Consider the following 23,493-nt stretch of genomic DNA (forward strand, 5'->3'; position numbering starts at 1 on the left):
CAGCCTGCTGACTCGCAAGGCCGCAGCGGAGCACCATGGCAAGAAAGCCTGGAATTACCCAGGCCTTCGAAACGATGGCAGAAAAGGGATCAAAGCTGTACCGCGAAAAGTGGCGCTGCAATCGCTTGCGTGACCTGGGGCGGGAAAAGATCGATGCCATCGAATTGGCCCAGGCATGCGGTTTCTCCGCTTGCCACTGCAGCCGTCAGGGCTCGGGGAGCATCCACTCTTTCAAGAGCCGTCGCCAGCGCTTGCGGAGATGCGCGCCGCAAGGATGCGTCTCGGCCGATCATCTCCAGCAACTCAATGGTGTCAGCCATTCCACCCTCCTCTTGTCATCCATCGGTCGAGTTCGTGCGGCGGCCCGACGGCAACCGGCGCGCCGCGCCTTCATACCACAATCGATACTCGGTCGTTTGTCAGCAGGCTGGCTTCCTGGCCGCATCCCGGAGCCCAGGCCGAACCGGCGCGTCGTTCCCGTCCCTGCGCAGGAAATGGTCGTGCGAGATCCAGATCACACTGCGATCGGCCTGCCATAGATCTCGTGCAAAACCGCCGCACGGCGCATGAACTCTTCGTCTCGCTGGATCGCTTCCGCTGGCGGCACGACGACGGTTTCTTCCGCAGTCATGGGGATCTTGGCGATGTCGCGCAGCGCCACTTTGCGGACGCGTGGCCCTTCGATGGGCAAGATGGCCGCACGATAGACGATGACTTCATGATCGATCGGGTAGTCCAGGCTCAGCCGATCGACAAGGAGTTGCCTGTAAGCGGCAGAGGCATCCACCCTGGAAATGGATTCATTGGCGATCATGGCGACCTGCCACAGCACGAGGTAAGCGGTCCGATCCAGCCGGCGCTTGAAAAAGACCAGTTGATTCACTTCGAAATGCTGGCAGCCGTGACTCCCGGGATCGATACCAAGGTCCGCGTAAAGGCAATCTTCGGCGGAAATGCCCGGTTCCATGAATGCGTCGTATCCTTCGGAGCGCGCTACTTCAATGACCTTGTGCGGCGACCAGGCAAATACGCCCGGATGTCCATAAAAGGCGCCGCAGACCTTCTTGCCTGCACGCACTTCCGCCATCATCAGGTCAACCCATTCCTTGTAGGTCTCTGATCGGGGTTTTCCTTCGCCATAGTAGGGTTGCAGGCTGCGGACGTCCTTGTGCATGCGTTGCAGCCATTGCTCCACGATGCCGTTGGACACCCCGGCGAATACGACGTCGGCCTGCTCGATATGGCTTCGCGCGATCGGCGTGAGATGCGAGCCCAGCGTCATCCCCAGGCCGACACAGACGATGCTGCCCCGAGATGTTTCGCTGGCCGGGATGTTCAAGGTCGTGCTCATTGCCTGCCTTTCGTTCCAGCGAGGGGCGTTGCCGGGAATGTTGTATGAGAGCGGCGTATGCCCGCAACTGGCCGTTGGGAGCGGAACTCCCGGTTGCATACCCATATGGGATTACTTGCACGCCTCCCAAACCCGGTTGTCCCAATGGCTCGAGAACTCGAAGGTCCGCTTGAGCCCTGCCCTGTCGTAAGCCGCCTTGCGGGCCGCCTTTTCCGCCTCGCATGGGTTGCCTGACCGCGGCTCGCGCAGCCTTGCACGGCTCGGCTGCGCCGGGATTCGGCGGGCAGCCGCGTTGCGTGCGGCGATCTCGCGGCCGATCGCGGCTTGCCGCGCCACGAACGACCGGCTGGGCTCCGGATCGGGAGGCGCAGCCCATGCTTTCTCGTTACTGGATTGCGAGGGACAAGGCGCGGACTGGTAGGTCGCATCGCCACGCGAGTCGACGCACTTGTAGACCATCTGTGCCGACGCTGGCCCGGCGATCCCTGCGAATACGAACAGCAACGAACAGATGCGAACGTCCATGATCACCTCCTTGTGGAAGAATCATACCTTTCCCAGGGCCAGGCTTTCCTGGAGACGGGCCCGGCAATCAACGGCCGTGCGATCGGAACCATGCCCGGCCATGACTCGAGCCCGTAGCCGGATTGGAGATACGACATGATCCCCTTCAACGTAGAACGCATCGACCACATCGTGCTGCGCGTGTCCGACCTGCAGCGGAGCATCGAGTTCTATGGCCAGGTGCTGGGATGCGCGGTGGACCGGAACCGGCCCGACCTGGGCCTGGTCCATCTGCGCGCGGGTGCTTCGATGATCGATCTCGTGGACATCAACGGTCCGCTCGGGGTACGCGGCGGACGCGCGCCGGGCGACGAGGGCCGCAACGTCGACCACGTGTGCCTTCGTGTCGACCGGTTCGACGAGGCGAGGATCCACGAGCACCTGGCGCGTTTCAGACTGATGGCCGATGCCGCTCAGCGTCGGTACGGCGCCGAGGGAACGGGTTATTCCCTCTACTTCCCCGATCCCGATGGGAACCAGGTGGAGATCAAGGGACCTTCGGAAACCTGATCCCTCCCGCCAGGCAGGCTGCGTCGAGGCCGCCGTCGCGGCGGAAGCGCACGAGGCGATATCCAGGGGCGAAGATCGACAGGTCGGCTCCGGCCTGGGCCGGACTACTTCGACATCGTCCTGCCCTGCGGCGGCGGCATCACGCTGAGCGTCCACGTCCTGCGCTCGGCGCAGCCGCTGCTGGCAGATGTGGCGCCGCTGCCGTCCCCTTGCACGGGCGCGTTCTTCAGGAGCCCGGCCTTTTCAGGTACTTCCTGATGGCGGCACGCTGGCGGGCGTCCAGGCCGCCGCCATGCTGCCGGAGCAGCTGCAGGATCCGGGCATGGGCCGCCAGCGTCCGGCGCTGCAATTCCATCGTGGCGGCCTTCTCCAGGGCGATCAGGTCCCGCAAGGTCGGGTTGGGCGGAGCATTCTTCATGGGTGATCCGGTGACGATGGCAGTCCCGGTGCGATTGTCTTGCATCCAGCAGGCCGGGCACCACCGCCCTGCCCGCGTATCGGGGCCGACGCCACCGCGGTACGCAGCGCCCCCTCGGCCGTCCCATCGCGAATATCGATATCGAAATCGCCTCCGATGGATAACCGAACGAGCATGGGCCACACCGATCATCGCGTTGGGTTTCGGAGCAATCCGCGGCGCCAGGCACGGGAATCTTCCTGGCATGGACATATATCCAGCCAGAATGATGCGACGCAAGTTGACAGGCCATCCGCATGAACCGAAGGTGCGCGTCCACGGCGCGTCCTGCTGCATGCATGCGCGCCACGGGGACGATGCTCCTGTTGCGGCCACATCGCCCCGGCAGCTCGAATGGTTTCCCGAAGTTTTCGAAATGACCGGCGACCAGAATATCCACGCGCAACGCGATCGGCGTGGAGCTCGCTGCCGGGCAATGCCGTGCCCGAGATCTCCCGCCTTGCCGGGCCTGTCGACGGCGCGACCACAACCTGAGGATTCTCCAACTCCGATGAACATCGAGTTCCGTCGACGCATCGCAACGGCGCAGGCCATGCACCGCCCCCCTGGCAGCCGTGCTAGCCATGGCGCTGGTGGCGTCTCCCGCTTCGGCGGAGATCCGCAAGCTTTCGCAGGATTGGCGCTTCCATGCCGGCGAGGTCGCAGGCGCGGAGCGCGCCGGCTTTGCCGACCGGTCTTGGCAAAGCGTAGTGGTGCCGCACGATTTCTCGATCATGGATACGCCGGATGGACGCCCGCCGTTCGATCGCGACACGCCCAGCGGCCAGGACTCGGGCTACCTGCCCGGCGGCATCGGCTGGTATCGGCGGCACGTCGACCTGTCCGCGGACGACGCCGGCCGCATCGTCCGGCTGAACTTCGAAGCGGTGTACATGGATGCCGACATCTGGGTGAACGGCGAACACCTGAAGCGGCATCGCTACGGCTACACCGCGTTCTCGGTCGACCTGACCGGCAAGGTCCGGCCCGGCGACAACGTCATCGTCGTGCGCGTCAACCATGTGGATCCGTCTTCGCGCTGGTATGCGGGCTCGGGCCTCATCCGGCCGGTCGCGCTCGAAATCCTCGATCCGGTCCACATCGAACCCGAGAGTGTGTTCGTCACCACGCCGGTGGCCGGCGAGGACCGGGGCGTGGTCGCGGTGGCTGCCGCCCTCGTCAACCGCTCGGGCAAGGCGCAGTCCGCCGAGTGGGTGGCGCGGGTGGTGTCGGCCAGCGGCGAAACGGTGGCCGAGGCCAGGCGGACCGAGGCATTGCCCGCGGGCGCGCGCGCCGAGCGATCGCAGCAGCTCGCCGTGGCCAATCCGCGTTTGTGGTCGCCGGACGCTCCCAACCTCTATACGCTGGTCCAACAGATCCGCATCGGCGGTGCGACCGTCGACGAGCGGCGCACCCGCTTCGGCATCCGCACGATCGCGCTGGACGCCGCGGACGGCCTGCGCATCAACGGCCGCAAGGTGCTGTTGCGAGGCGGCAACATCCACCACGACAACTACATGATCGGCGCCGCCGGCATGCCGGACGCGGATGCGCGCAAGGTCGCCCTGATGAAGGCCGCCGGGTACAACGCCATCCGCAGCGCGCACAATCCGGCCAGCCAGGCCACGCTCGACGCCGCGGACGAACTGGGCATGCTGGTGATCGACGAGGCGTTCGACAGCTGGAGCAAGAGCAAGAAGCCGCAGGACTATTCGCGCTTCTTCGCCGAGGACTGGCCGCAGGACATCGACAGCCTCGTCGTCAGCGGCCGCAACCACCCCAGCGTGCTGTTCTGGAGCATCGGCAACGAAATCCCCGAGGACGGCACGCCCGAAGGCGTCGAGAGCGCCCGCAGGCTGGCCGAGCGCGTGCGCAGCCTCGACCCGACGCGTCCGGTCACCCAGGGCATCAACGCCGATCCGCCCAGGAGTACCCGGCAGGCCGGCGTGCTCGGCGTGGCCGGCTACAACTACCACGTGCACCTCTTCGCCGAGGAGCACGAGCGGCTCCCCGGGCTGGCGATGTACACCTCCGAGTCCACGTCGAAGGAGTTCTTCCGCTACTGGCGTGCCGTCGAGACCATGCCGTGGGTGATCGGCGATTTCGTCTGGACCGCGGTGGACTATCTGGGCGAGGCCGGCATCGGCTGGATGGGATACAGCCAGGACTGGCAGAAACTCGGCCCCTACCCCTGGCACCTGGCCTACAGCGGCGAGATCGACGCGACCGGGCGCCTGCGTCCGGCGGCCTATTACCGCCAGGTCGTCTGGAAGACCGGCATGGTGCCGATATCGGCATTCGTCCGGCAGCCGCGAGGCACCGAGGATCTGCCCGATCGCCACCTGTATCCGGTCGTGCAGCCGCACCTCGACTGGTCGCTGGACGATGTCCATCCCAGTTGGACCTGGCCCGGCCAGGAAGGCCGGCGCCAGGAAGTGCAGGTCTACTCCGAGTTCCCGGAAGTGGAGCTGTTCCTCAACGGCAAGAGCCTCGGTCGCAAGCCGGTCGGCCAGGACAGCGAATACAAGGCGCTCTACGAGGTGCCCTACGCGCCCGGGCGCCTGCTCGCCGTGGGCTACCGCGACGGACGCGAGGCCGGGCGCTGGGAGTTGCGCACGGCCGGTGCCCCCGCCGTCGCCGAGGCCTCCTCCGACCGATCGCGGCTCCGGGCCAACGGCGAGGACCTGGCGTACATCGCCGTGGAATTGCGCGATGCCGACGGCACGCCCATCTATGCCCGGAAGGACGACAGGCAGGTGCGCGTGCGCGTGACCGGGGCGGGAACGCTGGCCGGCATCGGCAACGGCAATCCCGTGGACGTTTCCAGCTTCCAGTCGGGCGAACGCAAGACCTTCCATGGCCGGGTGGTCGCGGTGGTCCGCGCTAGCGTCCGGGCCGGCCCGATCACCGTGGACATCGACGTGGAAGGCCTGTCCTCGCGCCGGATAAGGCTCGATGCGGTGACGCCCTGAGCTTCCGCCCTGCCCGCCTAGCGCCGGCCTTCGCTCCGGAACCGACTCGGCGGCATTCCCATCGTCCGGCCGAACACCGCCGAGAATGCGGATTGGGTGCGGTATCCAACTGCCAGCGCCACGTCCAGGATCGCGTGGCGCGTGTGCAGGAGCAACTGTGCAGCCGCCTGCATCCGGAGCTGGGTCAGTTTCGCGTAGGGCGGCATGCCCGTGGCAGCCTTGAAGGCGCTACAGAAATGGAAGCGGCTGAGACCGACCAGGTCCGCCAGTTCCTGCAGGGAGATATCGCCATCCAGGTGCGCCTGCATGTAGTCCACCACGCGCCCTACCTGGCTGGCTGGCAATCCCTTCGCCGGCGGCGCGGCCAGGCGCGCCAGCGACGAATGTGCCCTGAGCAGATGCAGGCAGGCCAGTTCCACGCCGTGTTCGAGGAACAACAGCGAATGGTGGGAAGGTTGCTGCACCTCCGAGCAGATGAGCCGCAGGATGTGAGCCATTCGTTCGTCGGCGACGTCGTTGCCGTAGCGGATCTCGAACGATCGTCCTTCCGCGGCGTGATCGGCGCACTGGCGGAAGCGTTCGCTGCCGAGATAGACGTTCGACACTAGCGCATGGCCGTCGAAGTGCCAGTGTCCGCCCAGCCCCCGGGGAATGACGGTGACCGCGCCCGCGACCGGATACGAGAGGCCCTGCCGTCCTTCGACGCGGGCCCGCATCCGGCCCGTCCCGCGGTGGGCCAGCGAGAGGATGTGGACATCCATCGGCACCAGGTCGCCGTCGAAGGGCCGGCACACGTACAGGCCCGACAGGCGCGTGCCACCACGCAGGACGATCGGCAGCACCGGAGGCGGTACGCCCACCAGGGTCGAGATCACTTCCGGAGCGTCCGACAGCGGCATGGCTCTCCCCTCGGCGGCCGATCCGGCGCATGATCGGGCCGGCGCCGCCCGGATACAATGGCCGAGGACGGGCGGAGAAGCCTTCCACGGCCCTGTCGTGGACATGAGATCGTATCGTTTCCCGAAGCATCTTCTCGCTCTCCGATGAGCCGGCCCCAGCCGACCGCCGCCGCCGCCGAGGTCGCCCGCATCGCCGGGCGCGTGCCGCCGCTCATGCCCGAACTGTTCCAGGCCGGTACCCGCCTGACCGGGCGCTGGGACAACGGCGCCTTCGACGTCGACCTGCAACCGACGCGCGAGCACATCGTATCTGTGACCTACGGCGGCCAAGGCACGGCCGCGGCATCGATCGACGGCAAGCGGCTCGCCGGGCCGGTGCGGCCCGGCAGCATCACCATCTCGGCCAGTGGCCACGGCGGTCGCTGGTGCACGACCGGGTCGCGACGCGTTTCCAATGTGTTCCTGGCGCCCGAACGGCTGATAGGTTGCGTCGATGAGTTCGCGGAGGGACGCGCCTTCGAACTGTTGGATCGCGTGCACGAACCCGACGAACGGCTGGCATGCGTCATGGGCCTGCTGGCGGACGAGGCCGACGCACCCGGCCTGTATCCGCTGCTGTTCATCGAACAGGCGCTGGACCTTCTTTGCCTGTACTTGCTGCGCAGCCATTCCACCCTTGCTGCGCCGGCCCCTCCCCGCGTTGCGCCGCTCGCAGCCTGGCAAGTGCGCAGGGTGACGCAATACATGCGCGAACGCCTGGGCCACGAGATCGCCCTCCAGGAACTGGCGGGGCTGGTCTCGATGAGCCGTTTCCATTTCTGCCGGGCGTTCCGGCAAGCGACGGGAATGGCGCCCCACGCCTGCCTGGTGCACCTGAGGATGCAGGCGGCGTGCAGGTTGCTGGTCACCACGCGGCTGCCGCTCGGTACGGTGGCGGCGAGCGTCGGCTATTCGAGCCCCGCTTCGTTCGCCGTGGCATTCCGGCGGGTCGTCGGGGTGTCGCCCTCCACCTACCGCGAACGCGGCTGATCCCGTCGCTCCGGGGCCACAAGCGCAATATCGCCAATGCCGGCCGCAATATCGCGACGATGCCTGTGCAGCGCCGCCGCTAGGCTTTGCCCGGCCCCTGACCGGGCCGTGCCACGACGTGGCATCGCACCCCGATGGCGACGGCCAGGATGAATCCTCCTTCCGACCTCTTGCAGGATCCCGCCGCCATCGGTCCCAGCGGCCCGGCGATGGTGCCGTGCGGGCAGGAGGCATGCGGCCCGGAACCGGACGTGCGCGACGAACCCGAAGTGGACGCCGCCGGAGCGCTCGGCCGGCTGCTCGGGCAGACGCTGCCGCTGGCCGGCTGGTCGTCGCGGCGGGGTGTGCGCTATACGCCGCGCTGGAAGCACCCTCCCCGGCGCGGGTGCTTGCCGGCGCTCGGCGAGCACGTGGTCGCCGTGACCTATAGCGGCATCGCCACCGTCATCTTGGAACGCGACGGGGTGCGCCGGACCGGCCAGTTGCGCCATGGCACCGTCACCTTGCTTCCCGCCGGGACGGAGGGACAGGTCGATTTTTCCGGGGGGCACGAATGCTCTTACGTGTTGATCCCGCCGTCGGCGCTGGAGCCCGGCGACCTGGTCCAGGTCGATGGCACGCCACGATTGCAGCTGGCGCTCGCCGATCCGGTCCTGTTCCGGCTGGTGGAGATGCTGGCGGCCATGCCGCCGGACGACGGACGCGATCCCGGCTTCCGGGAACAGTGCGCGGCATTGATCTGCACGCACCTGCTCAACCGCCACTGCTCGCCTGTCCGGTTGCCGACGGCGGTCGCGCCGGGACTGGCCAACTGGCAGCTGCGGCGGATCGAGGAGTTCATGCGGGGGCGCCTGCACGCGCCCCTGAGCCTGCAGGACATGGCGGCCCAGGTGGGCCTGAGCCGGCATTACCTGTGCACCGCGTTCCGGCGTTCGACCGGCCTGGCCCCCTACGAGTACCTGACCTTGCTGCGGATGGGGCGTGCCAAGGAACTGCTGGCGACCAGCGAAGGCTCCATCGGCGAGATCGCGGTGGCCGTGGGATACGGCACGCCCTCGGCATTCGCGGCCTCGTTCCGCCGGTCCACCGGCCTGACGCCGCGGGCCTATCGCGATCGGGCGCGCGACGGGGGGAGCAGCCCTCCCGGCCACCTGCCGCCGCACGAAGCCGGACACGTCCCGTGCCAGATGCCTTGATGACCGCCGCCGTATCGTCCGGGATTGGGCTGGCTGTCGGAATGTTGCGCCGGCAGCGCGTCGGCCGCGCATCCGCAGCATCGGCTGCGGCATAGTCGCGCCGCCTCCGCGACATCAAGGAACTGCCATGGCCACCCTGTTCGGCAACCTGCGGGGCCTTGCCCTGCTCCTGGGCACTGCGGCGGCAACGCCCGTCGCCGGCGCCTCCGAGTCCCACACTCCGCAGGAAGCGCGGAATCTGGCCGTCGCACAGGCGGCATTCGAGCGCTGGCGCCAGGGCACCGGCAGCCCGTACGACCTGCTCGCCGACGACGTGCGCTGGACGATCACCGGGCGATCGGCCGCATCCAAGGAATATCCCAGCCGGGAAGCGTTCATGGCCGAAGTGATCCGGCCCTTCAACGCCCGGATGCGCGAACCGCTGCGCCCCACCCTACGGCAGATCCTCGCCGACGGCGAACACGTCGCGATCTTCTTCGACGCGCAGGGCATGGCGCGCGACGGCCTGCCCTACGTCAATACCTACGCATGGTTGTGGCGGATGCGCGACGGGAAGATCGTCGAGGCGCGTGCCTACTACGACAGCATCGCCTTCGACGAGCTGTGGCAGCGGGTCCGGCCGTGACCCTTGCGGACCATCCGTGCCGTAGCGGCTTGCCGGCGCGAGGTCGTTCCGCGTCCGGCCTGCCGGTTGCGATGGCGGCCATGCGGAGAGATCGCGCATGCCGCCGCGCGCATCGTGCGAGGCGCGCGACTGTCTCCCCTAGGGAACACGGCCCAGCGCCGTCGGGATGCCGCCAACCGCGAGGGATTGCGTCGCCTGTTTCGGCATTACGCTCCCCCGCTTTCGGGCATTGACCCCGCGGGCCTGCATTTCTTAGCGTCGGGACGGGGCGCAAAACGCGCTCCATTCCGCCCCATCCACGCATCTTTTCTGGGAGCATTGCCATGCGCGCCGCGAGAATGCATGCCTACAACACGCCGCTCGTCATCGATGACGCACCGGTGCCGGAGATCGAACCAAACGAAGTATTAGTACGCGTCCAGGCGGCCGGCATGTGCCGCACCGACGTGCAATTGCTGGATGGATACTTCCGCGAATACGGACTGGAACTGAGCTTCCCGGCCACGCCCGGCCACGAGATCGCCGGCGTCATCGAGCGCTTGGGCGGCGCGGTGCCCGCATCGGCCGGGCTCGCCCAGGGCGACCAGGTCGTCGTCGTCGGTGGTTTCGGCTGCGGGGCCTGCCCGCAGTGCCGTGTGGGCAACCACCAGATCTGCGGACACGGGCGCTGGCCGGGGTTCGGCCCGTATGGCGGTTACGCGGAGTTCGTGCCGGTGCCGTACCAATGGCTGATCCGCTTGAGCCGCGAGGACCACCTCAAGCCGGAAGAACTCGCGCCGCTCACCGACGCCGGGCTGACGCCGTACCGGGGCGCGAAGAAGCTTCAGGCCGCCGGCGTACTGCGTGCGGACAACGTCGTCGCCGTCAGCGGCATCGGCGGCCTGGGAACCTATGGCGTGCAATACGCCAAGCTGCTTTCCGGCGGCGCCACGGTGGTGGCGCTGGCGCGCTCGGACGAAAAGCTCCGCACCGCGCGCGAACTGGGCGCGGACGTCGCCATCAACGTACGCGGCAAATCCACGGCCGACGTGCGCAAGGAACTGCAGCACGCCACCGGCCACGCCGAGTTCCATGGCGTACTCGATTGCTCCGGCGCCGAGGAAGCCATCCGGCTCGGCTTCGACATGCTGGCGACCTCCGGCGCGTTCGTTTCCGTCGGTCTCATGGGTACGCGGGTGGATATTCCACTGTTCCCCTTCGTCGCCCGGGAATACAGCTACCACGGTTCATTCTGGGGCAATTACGTGGATCTCGGCGAAGTGGTCGAGCTTGCCCGGAAGAAGTTGATCAGACACGAGATCAACACGGTCCGGCTCGAGGACGTGAACGAGAGCCTGGATCGGCTGCGCGATGGCGACTTCGTCGGGCGAGCGGTGATCACTTACCAGTGAGTCCCGCGCGAGCGGCCCGGCATGCTGCCGTGGACGGCTTCCGTTCCCGCGTGCGCAGCCGGCCCGCAACGCCACGCCCGCGGACGATGCGCGGAAGCGAGCCGTGCAGGAGCCGTGAGCACGAGGATGGGCCCGCTTACACCCTGTCTTGGCGGCGCGGTGACTCGTGCTTAGCCGCCTTCTCCTCATCCTGTTCGCGTCGAGGCAATCCAGCCCGACACGTCCTTATGAGGAGATATCGATATGGCCAACAACACCCGCAACCGCGGCTTCGCGTCGATGGACGAGGAGAAACAGAGGGAGATCGCCAGCAAGGGCGGCAAGGCGGCCCACGCCAGCGGCAACGCCCATGAGTTCGATTCGCGGGAGGCGAGCGAAGCCGGAAGGAAGGGCGGCCAGGCGGTGAGCCAGAACCGGGAACACATGGCCGCCATCGGCAGCAAGGGGGGACGCAGCTGAGCCCGATGCATGTGTCCGTTCCGTCGGCCCCCGGCGCTGCCGGGATGTCGATACGGCAAAGGCCCGCTGAAGGCGGGCCTTCTTCATGTCCGACAACCTGCTTCTTTACTGGCCGCCCGCCTTCGGTACCTACAGGCCCGCCCGCTCAATCCGGCGCCTTCGCGGGAATGAACGGCGAGACCGGGTCGCTGGCGGGGAACGTCTCGTCCAATGCCTCGTCCTGGCGCGCGTTCTGCTGCACGCCTTCGGCGGCCTTGAGGTCGCGAGCGCGCTGCAGGTGGTCCAGCAGCAGCCCGCGGGTACGCGCGAGGCGCGATTTCACCGCATCGCTCGAACTGGCCGGAAGAAGCTCCTCGTCCAGGAGACGCAAGGCGCGTTCGTGGCTGTCGACCATCGCGTGCACATAGGCGGCCTGGAAACCCGCGCCGGCGGCGCGCTGCAAGGCGTCCACCCAATCGCCGTCGCCCCCGCCTTCCGCCGGAGCACCTGCGCGATCGCGCAGGCGGCACGCTTCGCCACGGTTGCGACCGTGCACGGCGAGCATGTGCTCGGCGTAGACCTTCACTGGAGGGTCCAGGGATTGCGACAACGCCAGTTGCGCGGCCCGGACCTGGTCGTCGTCGATATCGGCGAGCCGCGCCAGCACCTCGCCGTCCTGCCCGACCGCATCGTCCTCTCGCGAATCCCGGGGAGCGGCGATCTTGCCCTTGCGAAACGCGGCCAACAAGGCCGCCGTGGCCCCGATGGCGGCGACGATGGCCCAGGTGGTTCGGGTGCGCATGGCGGCGTGCCTCCAACTCCAATGGCCGGCACGAGTGCCGGCCGGTTCCGGGAACTACGCTACGGCGCGGACCTCAGGCGGCGCGGCTTTGCTGGGCAGCCTCGGCGTTGCCTCCGCTCTTGGCCAGCATCGTCAGCTTCTCGTCGGTCGCTTTCTCTTCCTTCAGCGTTTCCAGCAGCAGCGGGAGCGCGTCCTTGTAGCCGAGCTGCTTGGCGAGCGCGGCAAGCGTGCCGTAGGCGGCGATCTCGTAGTGCTCGACCTTCTGCGCCCCGCCGATCAGCGCGGCGTCGCGCAACGGACCGGCCTCGACGCTCTCGATGATCTCCTTGCCCTCCTCGATCAAACCCTCCATCGCCGCGCACTTGATCCGCTTCAACCGGATGCCGAGCGCCTCGACCACCTGGTCGATGCGTTCGATCTGCCCCTGGGTTTCCTCCAGGTGGGTCTCGAAGGCCGTCGACAGGTCCGGGTTGTCCGAGGCCCGCGCCAGCTTCGGCAAGGCGCGCGTCAGTTGCTTCTCGGCGCTGTAGATGTCGGACAGCTCATGGATGAAGAGGTCTTCGATGTTCTTGATGGCCATGTTTCGCTCCTGGATGGTCGGTGGTGCCGCGATGGCGGCATGTCGATGCCTTCGTTGCAGGCTAGGCATCCCACCGTTACGCACGGCGCAATGCCGCGTGATCCGGTCGCGATGACCGGCGCGGGCGGTCGTCATGCGTGCATAACGCCGGCGACCGGGCTCCGCTCACGATCCCTGGACACCGGGCCATGCAGGATCCCCGGCACCTGGCAACCTGGCCTCGGGCACCGCTCCATCGCCACGCCAGTTCCACCTTTCGAGCCGACCCAGGAAATCCGAATGAGTCCGCCGCGTGCGCCCTCCCGCCCAGCCCTGCTGGTCATCGACATGATCGGCCGGTTCGACTTTCCCGAGGCCGAGGCGATGGCCGCCAGCGTACGCAAGGCCACGCAGGCGATCGCAGCCCTGCTGGAGGTCTGTCGCCGCCGCGAAGTCCCGGTGATCTTCGCCAACGACAATTTCGCCCAGTGGAAGGTCGACTTCCGCGGCTTGATCGCGTCGGCGCGGGAAAGCGGTGGACTCGGGCTGGAGGTGGCCGACCGGCTGCACCCGACCGAGGACGATTACTACGTGCTCAAGCCCAAGCACTCGGCCTTCCTGGCGACCCCGCTGCCGGTGCTGCTGGCCAAGTTGCAGGTAGGCACGCTGTACCTGTCCGGCATGACCGCGGACTCGTGCGTGCTGGCCACCGCCCTGGACGGCAATGCGCGCGAGTACCGGGTGCGCGTGATACGCCAGGCCGTGGCCGGGCTGTCGGGGCCGTTGCGCCAGGCGATGGAACTGATGCAGCTATCGCCCGCGGTGGACGTCGTGGACATGCAGGACGCCATGCGCGCATTCGAGCGCAATCGCCGGTGAGCAGCAGCGGCGAACCGAATGCCAACCTAGGCCGTCCGCGTGGTTCCGCGACGCCGGGCGCCGGCGCCGCCCGCGGAAGCTCATGAGGTGGCGCCGGCAAGCATGGCCGGGACCGGCTCGTTCTTCGCCGCGGCTTGCAGCGAGCGGCCGCCCCACTCGCTGCGCAGGTAGGACATGGCCTGCGCTCCCGGCATGCGCAGCCAATCGGCGATCGGGACGCCCTGGATGTACAGCGGACGATAGAGCGGCGCGCGCGAGGAACTGCCCACCAGCAGCGAGAACGCGCTGCGCGGGTGGTGCCCGAGCTCGTTGACGCTGCACAGGCCCGCCGCGAACACCTGCTCGCCGTCCTCCGTCAGCCACGCGATCGCGCGCGGGCCGCGCCCGTGCTCGTCGGCCGCGGTAAGACTGAACCCCAGCAGCGGGACCGCGCAGCGCTGGGTTTCCCAGATCGCCAGGTCCGCGCGCGCAAGACGGGCGGGTTCCTGCATCAGGACCAAGTCGATCTGGTCGGGCAATGGGCGCCCGAAGCTCGCTTCCTCGGCCTTGGCTTCCTCGCGATGGGGCAACAGGATGCTGCCGATGCCGCCTGCGCCGATTTCCAGCCAGGCCCGTGGATTGTGCGGAGAGCTTTGCAGGATGCGTGTGATCATCGAACGGTGTCCTCCTTCGTGGGGTATTCCGGGTGGAATCCGTAACGCCTCGAAGGCCTGATGAAGATCACCAAGCCTTCGCTTCGTCCAGGAATCCGCGCGTACATTCTTTCGTGGCAAGAGGAAAGATGGCGTCGGCATACCGTGAAGCGGCGTACTCACATGCGTGCCGCCGAGACGCCTCATGAACGGCGGGTTCTACAAGGTGTCGGGCGTGCGGCGGTCGTTTCATCCGGAATTTTCGGCTCGAATTTCCCGCCTGGAACGATCCGCGCATGTCCGCATCGATCAACTCATTCCAGGGACCTATCCATGTTCATGCACAACAAGCGACTGATGTACACGGTGCGCGTGGCTGCGCCGAATCCCGACCTGGCCTCGCTGATGCTCGAGCAGTTCGGCGGCCCGCAGGGCGAACTGGCGGCGGCGATGCGCTATTTCACCCAGGCGCTCGGCGACGAGGATCCCGGACGCAAGGACATGCTCTACGACATCGCCACGGAAGAGCTGAGCCACCTGGAAATCATCGGGTCGATCGTCGCCATGCTCAATCGCGGTCCCAAGGCCATCCTCTCCGAAGGCATGGAAGAAGCCATGGAGATGCGCAACCTCACGCGCAACAGCACCAGCCATACCCAGCAGATCCTCTACGGGGGAGGCCCCGCGCTGGTCAACTCGGCCGGCGTCCCCTGGACGGCGGCCTACGTCGATTCGATCGGCGAGCCGACCTGCGACCTGCGCTCCAACATCGCCGCCGAGGCGCGCGCGAAGATCGTCTACGAGCGCCTGATCAACGTCACCGACGATCCCGGCATCCGCGATGCCCTCACCTTCCTGATGACGCGCGAGATAGCGCACCAGAAGTCGTTCGAGAAGGCGCTTTACGCGATCGATCCCAACTTCCCGCCCGGCAAGCTGCCCGGCCATCCCGCCTTCACCGACAAGTACTACAACATGTCGCAGGGCGACGGCGATCTCTCCGGCCCATGGAACCAGGGCGAGCAATGGGAAGTGGTGTCGGATCGCGATGCGCAGGCCGCGGTGGATGGCCAGGGCGGCAACGCGGTCGTGGGCCTGTCCGCGACCGAGACGCAGGCGTTGGATGCGATGAGCATGCGCACGATGTCGCATCCCGAGCTGGACGAGGTGACCGGTGCCGACCTGGGCGCCGGGCCCGGCGCCGGCGCGACCACCGGCAGCTCCGCGCGACGCTCGTGACCGCCCGCGGGCGCGCAGCCCACAAAGCCGGCGAACGGTGAATTCACCCCGCCTTCACGGCGTGGCGACGGTCCCGTGATCGGCCGCCGCGCCATGCTGGGCATCGTGCATCCCGCGGCCCCAGCGGTTCGCGCCTGCCACTGCCGTGCCCACCGGAGGTCCAATGGACGCACTGCTGCTGTCCCGGGTGCAGTTCGCCTTTGTCATCTCGTTCCATGTGTTGTTTCCGGCCTTCACGATCGGGCTGGCCTCGTGGCTGGCGTTCGTCGAATGGCGCTGGCTGCGCACGCACGATGCGTTGTGGAAGAACCTGTACTTCTTCTGGATGCGCATCTTCGCCGTGTCGTTCGGCATGGGCGTGGTCAGCGGCATCGTGATGGCGTTCCAGCTCGGCGCCAACTGGCCGGAACTGAGCCGCATCGCCGGCAGCGTGATCGGGCCATTGCTGACCTACGAAGTGCTCACCGCGTTCTTCCTGGAAGCCAGCTTCCTGGGCGTGATGCTGTTCGGCTGGGGGCGCATCCCCGAGCGCCTGCACTTCGTATCCACCTGCATGGTGGCGCTCGGGACGCTGTTCTCGACCTTCTGGATCCTCTCCTCCAACAGTTGGTTGCATACGCCGGCCGGCTACGCGGTGGAAGGCGGTGTGGTGGTGCCGAAGGACTGGTGGCAGGTCATCTTCAACCCGTCGTTCCCGTACCGGCTCACGCACATGGCGCTGGGGGCGTTCATCACGACCTGCTTCGTGATCGGCGGCGTGGGAGCGTGGTACCTGCGCAAGGGCATCCATGTCGAGGCCGGCGCACGCATGCTGAAGCTCGCCGTCGCCTTCGCCGCGATCGCCGTGCCGCTGCAGATCGTCGCGGGCGACCAGCACGGCCTGAACACCCTCGAGCACCAGCCCATCAAGGTCGCCGCGATCGAAGCGCACTGGCATCCGACCGAACCGGGCGCCGGCGTGCCGTTGGTGCTGTTCGCGCTCCCGGACAGCGAGGAGGAGCGCAACCGCCATGAAATCGCGGTGCCGCGGCTGGGCAGCCTCATCCTCACCCACAGCCCCGATGGCGACATCCCGCCGCTCACCTCGGTGCCTGCATCGGAAAGACCGCCGGTGACGCCGGTGTTCTTCGCGTTCCGCGTCATGGTCGGCCTGGGATTGCTGATGCTGGCGTTGGCATGGCTGTCGGCGCTGACCTGGTGGCGCGGCCGCCTGCTGCAGAGCCGCTGGCTGCTCGCCGCTTGGAACGCGATGCTGCCCGCCGGCTTCGTGGCGCTGGTGGCCGGATGGTTCGTCACCGAGATCGGGCGCCAGCCCTACGTGGTGTACGGGTTGCTGCACACTGCCGACGCGGTCGGTACGCAGAGCGCGGCGATGGTGGCCACGTCCCTGGCCGTCTACATCGCAGGTTACGCGTTCGTGTTCGGGTGGGGCGTGTGGTACCTGCTCAAGCTGGTGCGCCGGGGCCCGCAACCCGAACAGGACGGGCCGGACCTGCAAGGCGGCGAGCACACCCCTGCCCGCCCGCTCTCGGCCGCCGATACGCGCGAGGAGGAGATGCCGTGATGGACGTGGGGACCTGGCTGCCGGTGGCGTGGTTCGGCGTGATCGGATTCGGCGTGTTGATGTACGTCGTACTGGACGGTTTCGTGCTGGGGCTCGGCATCCTGGCTCCGTTCGCACGCGACCAGCGCGAGCTGGACCTGATGATGAACACCGCCGCGCCGATCTGGGACGGCAACGAGACCTGGCTCGTGCTCGGCGGCGCCGGGTTGTTCGCCGCGTTCCCGATGGCCTATGCGTTGATCCTGTCCGGCCTGTACCTGCCGGTGCTGTTGATGGTGATGGCGCTGGTATTCCGCGGCGTGGCCTTCGAGTTCCGCTTCAAGGCGCAGCGTTCGCGTGGATTGTGGGGCGCATCGTTCTCCATCGGCTCGATCCTCACCGCGTTCGCCCAGGGCGTGATCCTGGGCGCGCTGGTGGAAGGCATGCCGGTCCAGGACGGCAAGTACGTCGCCGGCGTGTTCGGCTGGTTCAGCCCCTTCTCCATGCTGACCGGCATCGCGCTGGTGTTCGGCTACGCGTTGCTGGGCAGTACCTGGCTGATCCTCAAGACCGAGGATCCCACGCGCGGGCTGGCCTGCGGGCTCACCCGGGTGCTGGTCTGGGTGGTGACCGCCTTCCTCGGCCTGGTCAGCGCCTGGCTGCCGTTCCTCAACTCGCGCGTGATGGCGCGCTGGTTCCAGGACGGCAATTTCTGGTGGCTCTCGCCCATCCCCTTGTGCGCGCTGCTGGCCGCGGCGCTGATCTGGCGCTCGACGCGGCAATCGGGTTCCGATGCCCGCGCCTTCGTCTGCACGCTCGCCCTGTTCGCGCTCGGCTTCGCCGGGCTCGTGCTGGGCATGTGGCCCTACCTGGTTCCCCCGACCTATACGCTGTGGGAAGCCGCCGCGCCGCGCTCCTCGCAGGTCTTCTCGATGGTCGGCCTGATCGTGCTGCTGCCGTTGATCCTGGGCTATACCGCGTGGTCGTACCGCGTGTTCCGCGGCAAGGTCCGGCACGGCAGCGGCTATCACTAGCCCGCGCGCCGTAAAGCGGCGCGCATCTTCGCGACACCTGCACATCGCCATGGCGAGCGCTTCATCCGGGCCCGGCCATGCTTCCCGCCGCATGCAACCACATCGCACCGTCATCTACCAGGTCGACCCCTACTTGTTCCGCGACAGCACGGGGCATGGCTGGGGCACGCTCGACGGCATCGCCGAGAAACTGGATTACCTGCAATGGCTGGGCGTCAGCCATCTCTGGCTGCTGCCGTTCTTCCGCAGCGCCGGGCGCGATGGCGGCTACGACGTCCTCGACCACTGCGCCATCGATCCGCGCCTTGGCGACGAGGCCTCGTTCGCGCGGCTGGTGCGGGCCGCGCGCGAGCGCGGCATCGGCATCATCGTGGAACTGGTGATGCAGCACACTTCCGAACTGCATCCATGGTTCCAGGCAGCGCGCGCCGGTGACGCGGAAATGCAAGGGCGCTACATCTGGACCGACGCACCGGCCGCGATCGGCCCCGCCCCGATGTTCCCGCCCGTCCAACCCGGCGTCTGGAGCTGGGATCCCTTCGTGCGCCGTTACTACCGGCACATGTTCTACGCGCACGAGCCGGACCTGGAATGCGGCAATCCCGCCGTGCGCCGCGAGATGGGCAGGATCATGGCCCATTGGCTGGATCGCGGCGCCTGCGGCTTCCGCATCGACGCGGTGCCCTACATGGTGGAACGCGCCTGCCTCGCAGTGCCGGAGGAAGGAGGACGCTGGCTGTTGAACGAACTGAGCCGCCACGTCGCTGGCCGGCTCGACGAGCCCGTCCTGATCGGAGAGGCCGATGTGCCCGCGGCCGAGTACGGCAACTACGTGGCCGGCGGCCGGCTCTCGCACCTGCTGGATTTCCATCTCAACAACCATCTTTTCCTGGCCCTGGCGCGCGAGGATGCAGGCGAAATCACCCGTACCCTGGCCGAGTACGGCGATACGGCCCTGGCAACGACCCGCATCGCCTGGTTGCGCAACAACGACGAACTGGACCTGGAACAACTCACGCCGGACGAGCGCGGCGAGGTGATGGACCGCTTCGCGCCGGAGCCATGGATGCGCATCTACGGACGCGGTATCCGCCGGCGGCTCGCGCCGATGCTCGATGGCGATCGCGACGCGTTGGCGATGGCGCACGCCCTGCTGCTGTCGCTGGGCCAGGTGCCGGTGCTGCGCTACGGCGACGAGATCGGGCTCGGCGACGACCTGGACCTGCCCGAGCGCAACGCCGTGCGCGTTCCCATGCAGTGGCACGCCGGGGCGGGCGCCGGTTTCTGCGACCATCCCGCGCACGCCTGGCGCAGGCCGCAGCGCGACGGGCGGTTCGGCTACGCGCACTGCAACGTCGCCGCCCAGCGCGGGCAGCCATCGCTGCTGGAAGACGTCCGGGCACTGCTGCAGGTCCGGCGCGACCTGCCCGCCTTGAGCGCGGCGCCGCAAGCGTGCGCCTTCGCGCCCTCCCAGTTGCTGGCCCTGCGCTTCGCGGGAAGCGACCAGGACGTCGTGGCCCTGGTGAATCTCTCCGCGCGCCCGCTCCGGCTCGAGCGGCAGGCGCTGGGAACCGGCGATTTCGCCCTCGCCCGCCACGTCCGCTGCGCCGACGACACGGTGGAGATCGGGGGCTACGGCTATGGCTGGTACCTGCGCGACCAGGCGCCGGCCAGCGACGGCAGCACCTGAGCGCCGAAGACGTCGATGAACGCTTCCTGTTGGCGGCCGACGTTGTGCAGGTACAGCCGCTCGAACCCGAGTTCGCGATACGTACTCAGCCACTCGGCATGGCGCAGCGGGTCGGAGGAAATGTTCACCGCCTGCTCGATCCCGGCCGGATCCAGCCGGTCCGCGAGCGCGGCGAAGTCCTCGGGCCGGACCAGGTCGGCGGCTATCGCGGGAGGCGCCAGGTTCGCGCGCCACTGGGCCAGGGCCTCGGCACGCGCCTGCGCATCGGTCGCGGCGTAGCACAGCTTCACTTGGAGGAACATCGGCTTGCCGATGCCTCCCCCTTCGCGGAACGCGGCGACGATCTCGCGCAACTTCGGCAACGGCGCACTGACGGTGATCAGGCCATCGGCCCACCCTCCGAGCCAACGCGCCGTCTCCGCGCCGAGCGCGGCACCGAGCAGCAGCGGCGGCCGGGGCGGCAGCGTGTACAGGCGCGCCTCGCGTATGCGTATTTCGCCGTCGCAATCGACGCGCTCGCCGCGCCAGAGCCGGCGCATGGCCTCCGCGCTGGCGTGCAGGCGGGCGTTGCGCGCGGGCTTGTCCGGCCACGGCTCGCCGGTGACGTGCTCGTTCAGCGCCTCGCCGCTGCCGACCGCCAGCCAGAACCGCTCCGGATACATCCGTGCCAGCGTGGCCGCCGCCTGCGCGATCACCGCCGGGTGGTAGCGGCCGAAGGGACAGGTGACCAATCCCAGCGACAGCGGAACGCTGGCCAGCACCGCTCCGGCCCAGCTCCAGGCGTGCCCCGACTGGCCCTGCGCCGGCGTCCACGGATGGAAATGGTCCGATCCGCTCAATCCGCCGAAGCCCGCCGCGGCGGCGCGCGCGGCCAGCGCCAGCAGATGCGCGGGATCGAACTGCTCGTGCGAGGCGTGGTATCCGATCATCGCGGCCCACCACGCCGTCCACACGCGCCTTGACGCACGGGCAACGGACGCGGCGTTACACCGGCCGCATGCACCCGATAGGCAGCCACCGCTGGGCCATCGCGGAAGGCTACATCCCGGGCTGGAGCAACGGCCCGGCGCCGCAGATGGAAAGCCACGAGACCTGTTGCCTGCTGAACGCGGGCGACGCCGATGCGCATGTGCGGATCACCTTGTTCTTCGAGGATCGCGAGCCGGTGGGACCGTACCGCGTGACGGTGCCGGCCCGGCGCACCCGCCACGTCCGCTTCAACGACCTGGACGATCCGGAATCTATCCCGCACGGCGTGGGCTTCGCGTCATTGATCGAATCCGACGTGCCCCTGGTCGTGCAGCACACGCGCCTGGATTCGCGCCAGGCCGCCAATGCGTTGATGACGACGATCGCGCATCCGCTGCCGTAGCCATACGGCGGCCCAGGCAAGCTTGCGAGGTGCGACGGGAGAACGATCCGCCAACGGGACCGCGAATCGCCACTGCATCCGGGCCCTGTCATGCGCGCCATCGAATTTTCGAGCGCGGAACGAAAAAGGGAGGCGCGCCGCGCCTCCCACCATGAATTTATAGCATCCGCGGGGCCTTGCGGCAACGCCCGAGGCGGACACTAGAATCGCCGCCCTGTCGACTGGGCAGGGCACACGAGGCGAGCAGGATGACGCAGGAAGACGAGTGGTTCCCGGTTTCCCACGAGAACTGCGATCTGGTGAAAGGGCCGTTCTATCACGGGACGAAGGCAAGCCTGTCCGTCGGCGATCTTCTGACCGCCGGCTTCACGTCCAACTACCGCGACGGCGTCGTGATGAATCACATCTACTTCACGACCCTGCCGAAGGGAGCGGGCCTGGCCGCGGAGATCGCCCGGGGCGACGGTCGGCCGCGGGTCTACGTGGTGGTCCCTACCGGAAAATTCGAGGACGACCCGAACGTCACGAACAAGAAGTTCCCGGGCAACCCGACCCGCTCGTACAGGAGCGAGCATCCGTTGAGGATCATCGGCGAACTCGAGAGCTGGGAACCCTACGACCCGGAGTTCATCCAGCAGTTGAGGAACTTCGTCAAGACCGGCACCGGCGAGATCATCAACTGACAAGGGTCCCAGGATCGCGATCTGCGGAGAGAGCCGCCTGGCAGCCCGGCGCGAAGCGCGGCGCGCATGTCCGCACGGTCGCAGCTTCTTTGCAGGCCGCCGCCGCTGCGTCCACGTCGAGGAGACACCCCCTGCGCATGCGCTTTACTTCGGCGCACACACACTGCCGGCATCGCCCCTGCAGGAGTTCTCCATGGCCCTTCCCGACTATCCGTTCCCGCCCTTCAAGCGCCAGCAGCAGTCCTTCCCCGGCAAGACCGACAAGATGGAACCCCGCCCCGACCATGGCGAGGACAGCTACGTCGGGAGCGGGCAGCTGGAGGGCAAGCGAGCCCTGATCACCGGCGGCGACAGTGGGATAGGCGCCGCGGTGGCGATCGCCTACGCCCGCGAAGGCGCCGATGTCGCCATCGCCTTCCTGCCCGCCGAGCGCGACGATGCCGAGCGCATCGGAAGCTTGATCGAAGCGGCCGGCCGCAAGGCGGTCCTGGTGGCCTGCGACATCAGCGACCCCAGCCAGGCGGCCGCGCTGGTCGAGGAGGTGAAGCGCCAGCTCGGCGGCCTCGACATCCTGGTGAACAACGCGGCCTACCAGCGCTATTTCGAGAGTTTCGAGGAGATCACGCTCGACGAGTGGCGCAAGACCTTCGACACCAACGTGCATGCCGTCTTCAACCTGGTGCGGCTCGGCGTGCCGCTGCTGCGCGGCGGCGGAGTCGTCATCAACACCGCCTCGGTCAACTCCAAGAAACCCACGCCCAACATCCTCCCCTACTCGACCACCAAGGGCGCGGTGGCCAATCTGACCATCGGCCTGGCCGGCCTGCTGGCCGACCAGCAGATCCGGGTCAATGCGGTGCTGCCCGGGCCGATCTGGACGCCGTTCATTCCCGCCGGCATGGCCGCGGAGGAAGTGGAATCGTTCGGATCGCAGACGCCCTACGGGCGCCCCGGCCAACCGGCCGAGCTCGCTTCGGCCTACGTCATGCTGGCGTCCGATCGCGCCAGCTACACCTCGGGCGCGTTGATCACGATCTCCGGCGGCGCCGTGGTCCTTTGATGCCTCCGCCATGCACCTCCACCTTCCGCAACCGCCGACCTGGGTCGCTGCCTGGCTGGACATCGTGGTACCCGTGGCGGAGGTGCTGGCGATCCTGGGATTGGCCTGGCTGCTGGTCCGCATCCTCGTGCATGCGCTCCGCCTGGTAGGCCGGCGCTACGAACTCCCGCCCGCGCTGGTGATCGGCGCGCGCCGCATCGTCGCCACTTTCCTCTATGCGGCGGCGCTGCTGCTGGTCCTGGAGCGCCTGGGAGTATCGGTGAGCGTACTCTGGACCGCCATCACCGGCTTCGCGGCCGTCGGTGCGGTCGCGTTCTTCGCCGCATGGAGCGTGCTGTCCAACATCTTCTGTTCGTTCCTGATCTTCGCCACCAAGCCGTTCCGCCTGCACGACCGCATCGAGCTGATCGACAGCGCCGACAAGCCAGGGGTGTGCGGGCGCGTGATCGACATCAACTTCATCTACACGACGTTGCAGGACCAGCGCCAGGAAACGCAGGGATCCACGCTGCAGATTCCGAACTCGTTGTTCTTCCAGCGCATGACGCGGCGCTGGCACGACGCCTGA

General features: G+C 67.7%; 25 protein-coding genes. 16 read left to right on the forward strand and 9 right to left on the reverse strand.

Annotated features, from left to right (window positions below; genetic code table 11):
• Nucleotides 1-89: 89 nt before the first annotated feature.
• From M3M27_RS10125 to M3M27_RS10135, 3 genes are all read right to left on the reverse strand, one after another.
• On the reverse strand, nt 90-320 hold the full coding sequence (locus M3M27_RS10125; protein ID WP_434025613.1) for a hypothetical protein: 231 nt from the start codon (nt 318-320) through the stop codon (nt 90-92).
• A gap of 194 nt (nt 321-514) precedes the next feature.
• Complete coding sequence (locus M3M27_RS10130; RefSeq protein WP_140721261.1) at nt 515-1,351, reverse strand: SAM-dependent methyltransferase; 837 nt, start codon at nt 1,349-1,351, stop codon at nt 515-517.
• A 111-nt stretch (nt 1,352-1,462) separates the two neighbouring features.
• Nucleotides 1,463-1,876, reverse strand: coding sequence for a DUF4124 domain-containing protein (locus M3M27_RS10135; protein WP_434025614.1), 414 nt, complete (start codon nt 1,874-1,876; stop codon nt 1,463-1,465).
• Between the two features lie 135 nt (nt 1,877-2,011).
• Between M3M27_RS10135 and M3M27_RS10140 the strand changes: the two genes are divergently transcribed.
• Nucleotides 2,012-2,425, forward strand: coding sequence for a VOC family protein (locus tag M3M27_RS10140; protein WP_434025615.1), 414 nt, complete (start codon nt 2,012-2,014; stop codon nt 2,423-2,425).
• A gap of 226 nt (nt 2,426-2,651) precedes the next feature.
• Here the strand turns inward: M3M27_RS10140 and M3M27_RS10145 are convergent, their stop codons facing one another.
• Entirely contained in the window at nt 2,652-2,843 is a 192-nt protein-coding gene (locus M3M27_RS10145; RefSeq protein ID WP_434025616.1) for a hypothetical protein, read from the reverse strand.
• A 623-nt stretch (nt 2,844-3,466) separates the two neighbouring features.
• On the opposite strand from M3M27_RS10145, the gene M3M27_RS10150 reads away from it, so the two are divergent.
• Entirely contained in the window at nt 3,467-5,854 is a 2,388-nt protein-coding gene (locus M3M27_RS10150) for a glycoside hydrolase family 2 TIM barrel-domain containing protein (RefSeq protein WP_434025617.1), read from the forward strand.
• 17 nt (nt 5,855-5,871) lie between these two features.
• Here the strand turns inward: M3M27_RS10150 and M3M27_RS10155 are convergent, their stop codons facing one another.
• Nucleotides 5,872-6,753 (reverse strand): helix-turn-helix transcriptional regulator, encoded by an 882-nt coding sequence (locus M3M27_RS10155; protein WP_177497643.1) that lies wholly within the window; start codon nt 6,751-6,753, stop codon nt 5,872-5,874.
• A gap of 144 nt (nt 6,754-6,897) precedes the next feature.
• Between M3M27_RS10155 and M3M27_RS10160 the strand changes: the two genes are divergently transcribed.
• The 5 genes from M3M27_RS10160 to M3M27_RS10180 all read left to right on the forward strand — a co-directional run bounded on the left by M3M27_RS10160 (nt 6,898) and on the right by M3M27_RS10180 (nt 11,453).
• Nucleotides 6,898-7,782, forward strand: a complete 885-nt coding sequence (locus tag M3M27_RS10160) for a helix-turn-helix domain-containing protein (RefSeq protein ID WP_434025618.1) — start codon at nt 6,898-6,900, stop codon at nt 7,780-7,782.
• A gap of 251 nt (nt 7,783-8,033) precedes the next feature.
• Nucleotides 8,034-8,978 (forward strand): helix-turn-helix transcriptional regulator, encoded by a 945-nt coding sequence (locus tag M3M27_RS10165; RefSeq protein ID WP_434025619.1) that lies wholly within the window; start codon nt 8,034-8,036, stop codon nt 8,976-8,978.
• A gap of 127 nt (nt 8,979-9,105) precedes the next feature.
• Nucleotides 9,106-9,603, forward strand: a complete 498-nt coding sequence (locus tag M3M27_RS10170; RefSeq protein ID WP_140721240.1) for a nuclear transport factor 2 family protein — start codon at nt 9,106-9,108, stop codon at nt 9,601-9,603.
• Between the two features lie 323 nt (nt 9,604-9,926).
• Nucleotides 9,927-10,994 carry an NAD(P)-dependent alcohol dehydrogenase gene (locus M3M27_RS10175; RefSeq protein WP_177497637.1) on the forward strand — a complete coding sequence of 356 codons (1,068 nt, stop codon included), beginning with the start codon at nt 9,927-9,929 and terminating at the stop codon, nt 10,992-10,994.
• Nucleotides 10,995-11,237: 243 nt separating this feature from the next.
• The gene (locus M3M27_RS10180; protein WP_140721233.1) at nt 11,238-11,453 is read left to right on the forward strand and encodes a KGG domain-containing protein; all 216 of its coding nucleotides are present in this window, start codon (nt 11,238-11,240) and stop codon (nt 11,451-11,453) included.
• 145 nt (nt 11,454-11,598) lie between these two features.
• Here M3M27_RS10180 and M3M27_RS10185 read toward each other — a convergent pair whose 3' ends face one another.
• Together M3M27_RS10185 and M3M27_RS10190 are read right to left on the reverse strand one after the other, a co-directional pair.
• Nucleotides 11,599-12,234, reverse strand: a complete 636-nt coding sequence (locus M3M27_RS10185; RefSeq protein WP_434025620.1) for a DUF4142 domain-containing protein — start codon at nt 12,232-12,234, stop codon at nt 11,599-11,601.
• A gap of 73 nt (nt 12,235-12,307) precedes the next feature.
• Entirely contained in the window at nt 12,308-12,814 is a 507-nt protein-coding gene (locus M3M27_RS10190; protein WP_140721225.1) for a ferritin-like domain-containing protein, read from the reverse strand.
• Between the two features lie 279 nt (nt 12,815-13,093).
• On the opposite strand from M3M27_RS10190, the gene M3M27_RS10195 reads away from it, so the two are divergent.
• The gene (locus tag M3M27_RS10195) at nt 13,094-13,672 is read left to right on the forward strand and encodes an isochorismatase family cysteine hydrolase (RefSeq protein ID WP_434025621.1); all 579 of its coding nucleotides are present in this window, start codon (nt 13,094-13,096) and stop codon (nt 13,670-13,672) included.
• A gap of 80 nt (nt 13,673-13,752) precedes the next feature.
• Here M3M27_RS10195 and M3M27_RS10200 read toward each other — a convergent pair whose 3' ends face one another.
• Nucleotides 13,753-14,325: a hypothetical protein gene (locus tag M3M27_RS10200; protein WP_140721218.1), complete on the reverse strand. Its 573-nt coding sequence runs from the start codon at nt 14,323-14,325 to the stop codon at nt 13,753-13,755.
• Nucleotides 14,326-14,637: 312 nt separating this feature from the next.
• Between M3M27_RS10200 and M3M27_RS10205 the strand changes: the two genes are divergently transcribed.
• From M3M27_RS10205 to M3M27_RS10220, 4 genes are all read left to right on the forward strand, one after another.
• On the forward strand, nt 14,638-15,543 hold the full coding sequence (locus M3M27_RS10205; RefSeq protein ID WP_434025622.1) for a manganese catalase family protein: 906 nt from the start codon (nt 14,638-14,640) through the stop codon (nt 15,541-15,543).
• A gap of 163 nt (nt 15,544-15,706) precedes the next feature.
• Complete coding sequence (locus M3M27_RS10210; RefSeq protein WP_434025623.1) at nt 15,707-17,107, forward strand: cytochrome ubiquinol oxidase subunit I; 1,401 nt, start codon at nt 15,707-15,709, stop codon at nt 17,105-17,107.
• The gene (gene cydB, locus M3M27_RS10215) at nt 17,107-18,120 is read left to right on the forward strand and encodes a cytochrome d ubiquinol oxidase subunit II (protein WP_140721208.1); all 1,014 of its coding nucleotides are present in this window, start codon (nt 17,107-17,109) and stop codon (nt 18,118-18,120) included. The genes M3M27_RS10210 and cydB overlap by 1 nt, the downstream gene beginning before the upstream one ends.
• A 91-nt stretch (nt 18,121-18,211) precedes the next feature.
• Nucleotides 18,212-19,810, forward strand: a complete 1,599-nt coding sequence (locus M3M27_RS10220) for an alpha-amylase family glycosyl hydrolase (RefSeq protein WP_434025624.1) — start codon at nt 18,212-18,214, stop codon at nt 19,808-19,810.
• Here the strand turns inward: M3M27_RS10220 and M3M27_RS10225 are convergent.
• Nucleotides 19,759-20,739: a TIGR03885 family FMN-dependent LLM class oxidoreductase gene (locus M3M27_RS10225; protein WP_434025625.1), complete on the reverse strand. Its 981-nt coding sequence runs from the start codon at nt 20,737-20,739 to the stop codon at nt 19,759-19,761. The two genes, M3M27_RS10220 and M3M27_RS10225, sit on opposite strands and share 52 nt — an antisense overlap.
• 68 nt (nt 20,740-20,807) lie before the next feature.
• On the opposite strand from M3M27_RS10225, the gene M3M27_RS10230 reads away from it, so the two are divergent.
• The 4 genes from M3M27_RS10230 (at nt 20,808) to M3M27_RS10245 (ending at nt 23,493) form a co-directional block, all read left to right on the forward strand.
• Entirely contained in the window at nt 20,808-21,182 is a 375-nt protein-coding gene (locus tag M3M27_RS10230) for a sensory rhodopsin transducer (protein WP_140721199.1), read from the forward strand.
• 248 nt (nt 21,183-21,430) lie between these two features.
• A complete protein-coding gene (gene arr, locus M3M27_RS10235; protein WP_434025626.1) occupies nt 21,431-21,865 on the forward strand; it encodes an NAD(+)--rifampin ADP-ribosyltransferase in 435 nt (144 codons plus the stop codon).
• A 193-nt stretch (nt 21,866-22,058) separates the two neighbouring features.
• Nucleotides 22,059-22,925 (forward strand): SDR family oxidoreductase, encoded by an 867-nt coding sequence (locus M3M27_RS10240; protein ID WP_140721192.1) that lies wholly within the window; start codon nt 22,059-22,061, stop codon nt 22,923-22,925.
• 10 nt (nt 22,926-22,935) lie between these two features.
• Nucleotides 22,936-23,493, forward strand: coding sequence for a mechanosensitive ion channel domain-containing protein (locus tag M3M27_RS10245; protein WP_434025627.1), 558 nt, complete (start codon nt 22,936-22,938; stop codon nt 23,491-23,493).

It is taken from the genome of Xanthomonas boreopolis, from assembly GCF_046529185.1.
GTDB classification, from domain to species: Bacteria; Pseudomonadota; Gammaproteobacteria; order Xanthomonadales; family Xanthomonadaceae; genus Pseudomonas_S; species Pseudomonas_S boreopolis.